Origin of the sequence: Microcoleus sp. B7-D4 (assembly GCF_036705125.1) — a bacterium.
GTDB lineage: Bacteria > Cyanobacteriota > Cyanobacteriia > Cyanobacteriales > Microcoleaceae > Microcoleus.
In genome coordinates, this window is the sequence record NZ_JAUBTT010000219.1 from 1 (window position 1) to 3599 (window position 3599).

Consider the following 3599-nt stretch of genomic DNA (forward strand, 5'->3'; position numbering starts at 1 on the left):
GGGGGAATGGGAGTATTTGAAGCAACGGCGATCGCCCTGCTGTCCGATCGCTTTTCTACGGGTATAATTCTGAGTGCGGTGGCTTTGTATCGGATAATTAGCATTCTGGCGGATGTTTCGGGTGCATTTTTAGCTAAACTTGATCGCCAGCGCGATCGGCACAGTAAAAAAAGGTGAATTTGAAATAAAATATTTGAGGAATATAATTTGCTGCGATCGAGGAATCCCTGAATCGGGCAATGTAGTAAAAGCTATAATCAAAGTCGTGAGTGCCAACTCACAGACTTAGGTAAATTACTTGAACTTTGGTTGACCGTGTAAATCCAATCATCTCATTGGCAGCAAATTCATCACATTCCAGGTTCTTTGAAATAATGACTCTAACCTCCGGTTAGCCATGACTCATCACAACAATCGAACGACAACAATTCGTTACCTTCTAATTACATCCGGTGTACTGGCGATCGGTGGATTAGGCTATCTTGCTTATACCATGTTGCGGCAACCCAACGAAGTACGCTACTACGCATCCGAACAGCAATGTATTGTAGATGCGACGAACCAAAGCAACGGGTTCACCAAAGAGCAGTGTCAGGCCCAGTTCCGGTACGCAATGCAGGAATACGAACGCATTACGCCCGTGTATCGCACGCAGCCAGAATGCCAAGAAGACACAGCAAGCATTTGCTCGCAGGTATCGAATTCCAGCGTTGCTACCCCCGGATGGCGACCAGACTTCGGCGGCTTCTATTTCACCGATGATGTCGATGATGATGCCCCTCCAACAGTGGTCAACGGCGTCAACGGCGGCTCCTACACGATTTATCCAGTGCAACCCGTTTACCGCTCCAACATCGGAATTGTAACTCCAGATAGAACCCAGATTACTCGTCCCCTACAGGGCATACCGCTAGATTCTCCCTACTTTTCCTCCAGTCGCGACACCCCAAATCGCCCCCCAGGCCACGCAGCTCGCGGAACCATCAAGGGACGAGGGAGCTTTGGTAATTCTGTCCGCTCCACGGCTCCTTTGGGAAGCGGAGGCAAATGACATCGATTCCGGTTGCACTCCTTATCATTGTTGACTGTTGACTGTTGACTGTTGACTGTTGACTGTTGACTGTTGACTGTTGACTGTTGACTGTTGACTGTGAGTCAAAAAAAGGAAAATTGCGCGAATTATTTGTTGGCAGCTTGATTCGACTTTACGCCCGACTTAGAAGCGCGGATTTGATATCATTCCGGCCCCGCCCGAATTGATAGAATGCAAGCATTTTTGAGCGGCGATTCATCCCACAACTATTTTTTCTCTAGTTCTTTTCTCTGTTTTTGTAGCTCATTGAGTTCCACACCACTAGCAAGGCGCTTCAACCATGTATCCCTTTTTGTTTCAGCGACGACGCAACTGGCAGCAGCACGTATTAGATAACGCCTACCAATGTCAGCCTCTTGCAGACATCAACCAACGCTACTGGGCAGAAGCCTTAGACCGTCCTTTTGGGGTGATGTTTTCGCGCCAGGAAGAGGCGAGAATCTGGGATGCTACTGAGGCTCTTTGGGATATGTGTCGGGAGTTTTTGGACTGGTTTTTCACCGCTGATGGCCTAGAAAATCGGATGAAAAAACTCGCTATTCCCCCTGCTTTCTGGGAAGCAATTCAGGTTTCGTGGGATCGGGTTGACGAAGCAGAAGATATGTCTCTTTATACCCGTTTCGATCTTGCCGTCACTGAAGATGGAAAAATTAGCCTTCTAGAAATCAACGGCGAAACTCCTCTCTTGGGTGCAGAAACAGTCTATCAATGGCTGTGGTTAGATGACATGAAAAAAACAAGCCGAGATTTGCGTTCGCTTCCCAACGATGCCAATCAGTTCAACAACTTTTGGGACGAAGTTGCGGGTCGATTCCGCACTCTAAGTCGTCATTATGATTTAAAGCAGTTGGGCCTGAGCTTGTTAATTGACGAGCATCTGCCAGAAGATACCGAGATGGCAGGACAACTGGTCGAAATTATTAATCAAGAATTGGGAAACGATCGCTTTTTCACCCAACTTGTAGGATTGCGTAACCATCTGGGCGTGGATGAAGAAGGATTTTTTGTCGATCAATTCAATAATCGGATCTTGCGGCTGTGGAAAATCGTCGATTGGCTGGATTTGCAACTCGCCAGCCAATCCTTTAACGCAGATGAAGCCCTAGCATCGCGCCTGATAGCAGGGGACGTGAAAATCATTGAACCGCTGTGGAAACAGATTTTAAGCAATAAAGGATCGATGGTGTGGATGTGGGAATTATTTGGCAACCACCCAGTGTACGCTCAATTCTTGCTACCCACTTTCTTCACAGATACTATCTCGATCGAATCAACAGCATTACTGACCCAAATGCACGTCAAAAAGCCCCTCGTGGGTCTAGAAGGTGTTGGGGTTTCTATTGAAACAGGCGATTTTGTTGCCGGAGCCGTTCACGCCCGCGAGGCGATGGGCTACGATCGCGAAGGATTCATTATTCAGTCCTATCAACCCTTGCCCGAATATTTTGGCTACCACTTCGTCGTAGGTTCCTGGATTGTCGGGGATACTCCATCCGGCATCGTATTGCGCGGAGATACCAATCCGATCACCGGACGACATTGCTTAATCGTTCCGCATATCGTGAGCGATCGTCTGGTGAATACTTAACTTCTAATCACAAAAACTATGAAATTACAAACTCATGATGTCCGGGGAATTCCGATTCTTAGCAGTGAGTGGAGTGTAGATGAATTTATTGCCGATGAGTTTAAAATTCCCGAAGTTGCGCCTACAATTCAGGCTGGATTTATGGATCTCCTGAGCCGAGATGTGTTCTCTGAGGGAGACAGTCAGCCACTCTACGAGCATCTCCTCTCTCGCAGTTCGGAGTTCTCGTTAGAATTCATGAGTGCGATCGAACTTTGGCTGCAAGACGAATTACGGCACTACGTTGCTCTACGTAAGGTCTATCACATGGTATCAGGTTTGTCCCCAGAGGCGATCGACCAAAAAAACCAGAGTCGGGTGCATGAACTCGAACCGATCTCGTTTCTGATTGAGAACGAATTCACCATTCTAGTTGGTTTAATGTTTGACGAAATGGGTTCCGTGTGGTCTTATCACCGGGATATTAAGGAATTCTACCAACACTATGGGAACGGCTTTGCTCGCGTAGGACATTTGGTCACGCAGGATGAGGGGCGGCATTTTAGGAATGCTGCGACTCTCATCCAACATCGCCATCCCGACAAAATCGATCGCATCGAACCCTTATTAGAAAAGATTAGCGAGATGGAAGCCAGTCTTGCTTATTATCCCAAGACTTTCTTTCTAGATCACGCTCAGGAAAGAGACCGCTTTCCGAAAGATTTTAATACCCAGGTGATTCAAAGAATTCTCACGTTTTTCTAACAGAATTACCAAGTTAATCATCCGAGCAACATTATTATACTTTCCGTGGCGATCGAGCATCTCAAACTGACGCACCCTACCGCAACTTTCTCTTTCTCCTCTAACTCTCTCTGTGTCCTCTGTGTCCTCTGCGGTTAAAAACTCTAATTCTTATATGAATTAAAGCATTTTTTC

At 46.8% G+C, this 3599-nt stretch carries 3 protein-coding genes; all 3 read left to right on the forward strand.

Going from position 1 to position 3599, the window contains the following annotated elements; genetic code table 11:
- Positions 1 to 397: 397 nt before the first annotated feature.
- The 3 genes from QUB12_RS36860 to QUB12_RS36870 all read left to right on the forward strand — a co-directional run bounded on the left by QUB12_RS36860 (position 398) and on the right by QUB12_RS36870 (position 3425).
- Positions 398 to 1051, forward strand: a complete 654-nt coding sequence (locus tag QUB12_RS36860; protein ID WP_333311038.1) for a DUF1190 domain-containing protein — start codon at positions 398 to 400, stop codon at positions 1049 to 1051.
- Positions 1052 to 1373: 322 nt separating this feature from the next.
- Positions 1374 to 2681: a glutathionylspermidine synthase family protein gene (locus QUB12_RS36865; RefSeq protein ID WP_333311040.1), complete on the forward strand. Its 1308-nt coding sequence runs from the start codon at positions 1374 to 1376 to the stop codon at positions 2679 to 2681.
- Positions 2682 to 2699: 18 nt separating this feature from the next.
- Positions 2700 to 3425, forward strand: a complete 726-nt coding sequence (locus QUB12_RS36870) for a hypothetical protein (RefSeq protein WP_333311041.1) — start codon at positions 2700 to 2702, stop codon at positions 3423 to 3425.
- Positions 3426 to 3599: the final 174 nt, after the last annotated feature.

What these genes read in the sequence shown, in the direction of transcription:
- QUB12_RS36860 (WP_333311038.1), top strand. Translation starts at nt 398, where the DNA reads ATGACTCATCACAACAATCGAACGACAACAATTCGTTACCTTCTAATT.
- QUB12_RS36865 (WP_333311040.1), top strand. Translation starts at nt 1,374, where the DNA reads ATGTATCCCTTTTTGTTTCAGCGACGACGCAACTGGCAGCAGCACGTA.
- QUB12_RS36870 (WP_333311041.1), top strand. Translation starts at nt 2,700, where the DNA reads ATGAAATTACAAACTCATGATGTCCGGGGAATTCCGATTCTTAGCAGT.